Origin of the sequence: Lacticaseibacillus camelliae DSM 22697 = JCM 13995 (assembly GCF_001436615.1) — a bacterium.
GTDB classification, from domain to species: Bacteria; Bacillota; Bacilli; order Lactobacillales; family Lactobacillaceae; genus Lacticaseibacillus; species Lacticaseibacillus camelliae.
Window position 1 is genome coordinate 1 of record NZ_AYZJ01000053.1, and the last position, 5,567, is coordinate 5,567.

Annotated in this window: 5 protein-coding genes; all 5 read left to right on the top strand. The window is 49.0% G+C overall.

Going from position 1 to position 5,567, the window contains the following annotated elements; genetic code table 11:
• Positions 1-495, top strand: a 495-nt coding sequence (locus FC75_RS08980; RefSeq protein WP_162261107.1) for a glycerate kinase, incomplete at its 5' end; no start/stop codon positions are given.
• 117 nt (positions 496-612) lie between these two features.
• Positions 613-1,833: a phosphoenolpyruvate hydrolase family protein gene (locus FC75_RS08985; RefSeq protein ID WP_235808727.1), complete on the top strand. Its 1,221-nt coding sequence runs from the start codon at positions 613-615 to the stop codon at positions 1,831-1,833.
• Positions 1,834-1,898: 65 nt separating this feature from the next.
• Entirely contained in the window at positions 1,899-3,137 is a 1,239-nt protein-coding gene (locus FC75_RS08990; protein WP_027829590.1) for a Tm-1-like ATP-binding domain-containing protein, read from the top strand.
• Complete coding sequence (locus FC75_RS08995; protein WP_027829589.1) at positions 3,137-3,967, top strand: phosphoenolpyruvate hydrolase family protein; 831 nt, start codon at positions 3,137-3,139, stop codon at positions 3,965-3,967. The genes FC75_RS08990 and FC75_RS08995 overlap by 1 nt, the downstream gene beginning before the upstream one ends.
• A gap of 308 nt (positions 3,968-4,275) precedes the next feature.
• A complete protein-coding gene (locus FC75_RS09000) occupies positions 4,276-5,334 on the top strand; it encodes an IS30 family transposase (protein ID WP_056989697.1) in 1,059 nt (352 codons plus the stop codon).
• The last annotated feature ends 233 nt before the right edge of the window (positions 5,335-5,567 follow it).

Here is a 5,567-nt window from a genome sequence, read left to right on the forward strand (position 1 = left end):
GGCCTTTTTGGTCTAGTCGCTAAGGTGTTGCACTTGAATTGTAAACTGGGGAAAAACATTGCCCATGCACCCGGGGCTGGTGCCGCTGGCGGACTTGGAGCAGGATTGATGGCCTTTACTAACTCACAAATGAAAAAAGGCATTGACCTCGTGATTGAATACACCCATTTGAAGGAACGGGTCCAAGACGCTGATTTTGTCTTTACCGGTGAAGGCGGCATCGACTCCCAGACGCAGTACGGCAAAACTCCCTTTGGTGTGGCACTCGCCGCTAAATCAGTTGCCCCAACGGCGCCAGTGATCGTCCTTTCCGGTAATATTGGAGACGGTCTCAGCATTCTATATCGACCAGACGCCATTGATGCGATTTTTCCGACGGCAACGGCGGCTAAATCGTTGGCAAAAGCAATCGCAGACGCCGCATCAGATATTGAACTGGTCTCTGAGAACATTGGCCGGCTGATTGCGGCGATACAGCGCAGTAAACAAAATTGAGGATACTGGGGTTGACCCGTAGTTAACAATTCTCAGGTGACTGCTGGTTTCTAGTTCCCATTTCCCATTTCTTCTGTGGGATAATACGAACAGGAGCAGTGAAAGGAAGACACTAACTTGACGATTCAAAGCAAATTTTTGAACGCCCTGCATCAACAGATCCGCCAAGGAAATCATCTGCTTGGCGTGAGTACCGCCACGGGGATGAACGCCTTACACGCAAAAAATTCTGGCGCTGATTTTGTGATGGTCCTGAATTCCGGTAAATTTCGTCAGATGGGCCGCAGTTCCCTCGGTGGTTACCTTGCCTTCACCAACAGCAATCAGCAGATCATGACCATTGCCCGCCAAGAAATTCTGCCAATCGTTAATGGCTTCCCGACTTTTGTCGGCCTCAACGCCACCGACCCGACGCAATCACCCAAGCAGTTGCTGACGCTGCTCCAGCAGCTGCCCATTGTCGGTGTGGTGAACTACCCAACTGTTACCTTGATTGACGGCCAATTTCGAGAGGCTTTGACTGAGGAAGGTGCAACCTTTGCGCAGGAAATGGTTTTAATCAAAGCGGCCCATGAACGTAAGCTGTGTACGGCGGCATTTGTCACAACGCCTGATGAAGCCATCCTCGCTGCTCAAATTCCAACAGATATTATTTGTATTCACCTCGGTCTCACAGAAGGCGGTTTGCTAGGTGCTAGGCGAGTGCGCAGTTTTACCAGTATGATCAAACGGGTCAATGAAATCTGCCAGGCTCTGAAAGCGGCCGACAGTCACAGCTTCCTGATGATTTACGGCGGTATTATCAACGATCTCACCGAAGTGCGCTATTTGTACAATCGTGTTCCAGCAATTCAAGGTTATATTGGCGGGTCGACCTTTGAACGATTAATCCCGGAGCAAACGATCAGCGAACAAATGCGTGCTTTCAAATCGGCAGAAACAACGGCCAGTGATACCCTCACTGTTCAAATTCTGGAGGGCGCGCAAAACTATTACCCCCCTACTGACTTTATCAAGCGCTATATTGATGAAAATTATGCTGCGCCGGTTTATATCGGAGAATTAGCTGATATGCTGCATATGTCTGCTTCATACCTGAGTACCCTATTTAAAAAGAAAGCCGGAGTATCCTTCACGACTTACCTCATTCGGTTTCGACTCAATAAGGCAGTAGAGCTCATTAAATCGACATCTTTGCCACTGAAGGAAATCGCCCAACTCGTCGGTTATTCGGATTATGCCCAGTTCAATAAAGTCTTCCGGGTATATTTCGGCATTTCCCCTAAAAAATATCAAATTCAATCTTCTAACATAGACACTACTGATACGAACATGTAAACCTTTTCAAGTAAGGGCTTACCTCGTAGACTGAATTTGTAAGCTTCAGAAGGAGGTAAGCAATCGTGGGAACAGTCGCACTAGCCGGCACGTTCGATACTAAAGGTCGAGAGTTTGCATATGTCAAACAAATTCTGGAATCGTTAGGTAATCAAGTTTTCACCATTCACACCGGTGTGTATCAGCCGTTCTTTGTACCCGATGTTGATTCGTCCGTCTTGGCGGATGCAATGGGTGTTTCTATCCAGTCCATCCGTGATGCGGATCGGGGTGAGGCCACCGCCACTTTGAGTCAGGGATTTGCCAAGATACTGCCAAAATTGTATCAGGCGCATCGCTTCGATGGGATCCTTTCCTTTGGCGGTTCTGGCGGCACATCTCTGGTTACTCCAGGAATGCGTGAGTTGCCAATCGGAGTGCCTAAGATTATGGTGTCCACCGTGGCTTCCGGTGATACTAGTTTTTATGTTGGGACCAGCGACATCATGATGATGCCATCAATTGTCGATGTTTCCGGTTTGAACAAATTATCCAAAGTGATTTATGACAACGCAGCCGCTGCCATTTCCGGTATGGTGAATGCTCACTTTGTCCAAGATGTCGATGTTCGGCCTTTGGTCGGCGCAACCATGTTCGGCGTGACTACCCCCGCCGTTGATCATGCCCGGGAACTGTTGGATCAAAAAGGTTATGAAACACTGGTCTTCCACGCTACTGGTACTGGTGGGCGGACTATGGAGCATTTGATCAAGGGTGGTTACTTTACCGGTATCTTAGATTTGACAACAACCGAGATGGCCGACAACTTGGTGGGTGGTATCCTTTCTGCTGGGCCGCATCGCTTAGAAGCTGGCATCGCCGCGCAGATTCCTCAGGTAATTTCGTTTGGGGCACTGGACATGGTCAACTTTGGTCCGTATGATTCAGTGCCGGCGCAATTTAAGGATCGAAATTTCTTTAAACATAATCCGACAACGACTTTGATGCGGACCACTGTGGCCGAAAATGTTCAGCTCGGGCAGGAAATTGCTCGTAAAGTGAACAAAGCCACGGCGCCGGTGACCGTGATGATCCCATTGAAAGGGGTTTCGAAGATTGATGCGGCGGGTCAGCCATTCTTTGGACCGGAAGAAGACGCAGCCTTGTTCAAGGCGTTTAAGGACACGCTGGCTAACGACTGCGTTAAGGTTATTGAACTGGATATGAACATTAATGATCCAGAGTTTACGCAGGTGGCTGACGATGAATTATTGGCCCTGATCAAGGCCAAACAAGATAAAACAAAGAAAGAGGTTACTGCATAATGGATAAGCGTACTCGAAAACAAATCATTGCTGATTTCAAGGAAAAAAGAAGCCATGGAGAATTCCTGATCGGCGTCGGTGCCGGTACCGGGATTACAGCAAAAAGCAGCGAAGCCGGCGGCGCCGATGTTTTCGTTATCTACAATTCGGGCCGATATCGGATGGCTGGCCGCGGCTCCCTCGCTGGTCTGCTGGCTTATGGCGATGCCAATGCGATTGTGGAAGAAATGGGTCGCGAAGTTATCCCGGTCGTCAAGCATACCCCAGTCCTGGCCGGTGTCAACGGGACTGACCCCTTCCGGATCATGGACGTATACCTCAAAGGATTGAAGAATCAAGGCTTTAATGGTGTCCAGAACTTCCCGACCGTTGGCTTGATTGATGGTACCTTCCGTAAAAATCTGGAAGAGACCGGCATGGGTTATGACTTGGAAGTCGACATGATTCGTAAAGCCCACGACTTGGATATGCTGACTACACCTTACGTCTTTGATCCAGAACAAGCCACCGCCATGGCTAAGGCCGGTGCCGATATCCTGGTCGCCCACATGGGACTGACTACCAAGGGCGCCATTGGGGCGAAAACGGCCTTGACGCTGGATGACTGCGTCAAGAAGGTCCAAGATATTCTTGATGCCGGGCGGGCTGTGAACCCTGATGTGATGGTAATCTGTCACGGCGGACCAATCGCTGAACCCAAGGATGCCCAGTACGTCATCCAGCGGGTAAACGGCATTGACGGATTCTTCGGGGCCTCCAGCATTGAACGGCTCGCCGCGGAGACTAGTATTAAGGCTCAGACGGAAGCCTTCAAGCACATTACGAAGTAATTTTTCTGGATATCTCCCATCCCTTGGCACTCCCCCAAGATCGTCAAGTCAAGCAAATCGTTGGCCCCCCCCGCCAAGACATAAACGTAAGCGGTCGTTAAACGGGTATATGGTTCGCGCCGTAGCCTCCTTGTATGCTTGAGTCATCAAGTACACAAGGAGGCTTTTTATGGTTCAAATTAAAGAGCCGGATTTAAAATTGAAGTGCAACACCGATTGAGTTAGACCAATCGACCGGGTTGATTTAACAAAATAGGCCATGAAGACCTATCCTTGAAGCGACTAAACTACCAAGAAAGGTGACCTTCATGACCCACAATCAGTCTAACAGTCTCGGCTCGTACACTCAACTCACAGAGGGCGAGCGCGGAATAATTGATGCGCTTTGGCACTCCCATGAATATTCCATTCGCGATATTGCACACATCATCCATCATTCCCCTAGTACGGTAAGCCGTGAGCTTAAGCGCGGCCGAGTCCAGCAACGGGATTCGAATTATCATTACTACAAGGATTACTTCTTTGATGCTGCCCAACGACAACACGAAGAACGACAGACCCATTCCCACGCCAAGAGCATGTTGGAGAAGTGTACCTACTTCTTTAACTGGCTGACCGCTCAGATCAAGAAGCATGCGTATCGTGAACAAAGTATTGATGGGTACGTGCATCAGTTCCAGCAACTCTGGCCTAATCGTTCGTGCCCCTCAACGCCGACCGTGTATCGCTACATTGATGCCGGACTGTTGTCAGTGACCAACATGGATCTGCCTGAGAAGTTGCGGCGTCGCGAGAAAAGGCCAGGCCGTAGTCATGCGCGTAAGAATAAACGCATCGCTGGAACGTCCATCGACAAGCGGCCCAAACAAATCAATAACCGCTGGTTTGTTGGTGACTGGGAAGGCGACCTGGTGAAGGGGAAGCGTTCTGCCGACCAACCAGCATTACTCACCCTGACAGAACGTGTCACACGTTATGAGCTGATCTACAAGATCCCAAACTATCACGCCCGGACTTGCTTAGAGGCCATGCAATACGTTCTGAACACACATGATCCTTATCTATTCCACTCCATCACCTTCGACAACGGTTCTGAGTTCGCCCTCTTGGACCAACTCAGAGGAACAAAGATCTACTACTGCCATCCCTATACACCCAGTGAACGTGGCAGTAACGAGAATGCCAACGGCTTGATTCGAGAATTCATTCCAAAGGGTCAATCACTATGGGAAGTCTCTAAGGAGAAGATTCGTAAGATCCAAGATGTCTTAAACCACCGGTTAAGGAAGTGCCTTGGATACCGCAGCGCAATCGCGGCGCTCCAGGCCTCCCCCCTGGGCCTGGAGGAATCCCTGCCCACTACCTAAACCAATTCACATGGATGAGTCTTCACTGTTGCACTTAATTTGACAATTCGGGCTTTAAAAAATTTGATAGAGTGAACTATGCAACTTCACTGACTTTACCAGAATTTGAAACTATCAAATATGACATTAAATTGTTATAAATGCCTCAATTTTCAAGCCAAGTGCAACGATGATAATGAATCCTTGATAGTGGTCTAGGTTGTTAAGCCATGCGTCGGTAGTAATCGCATGGT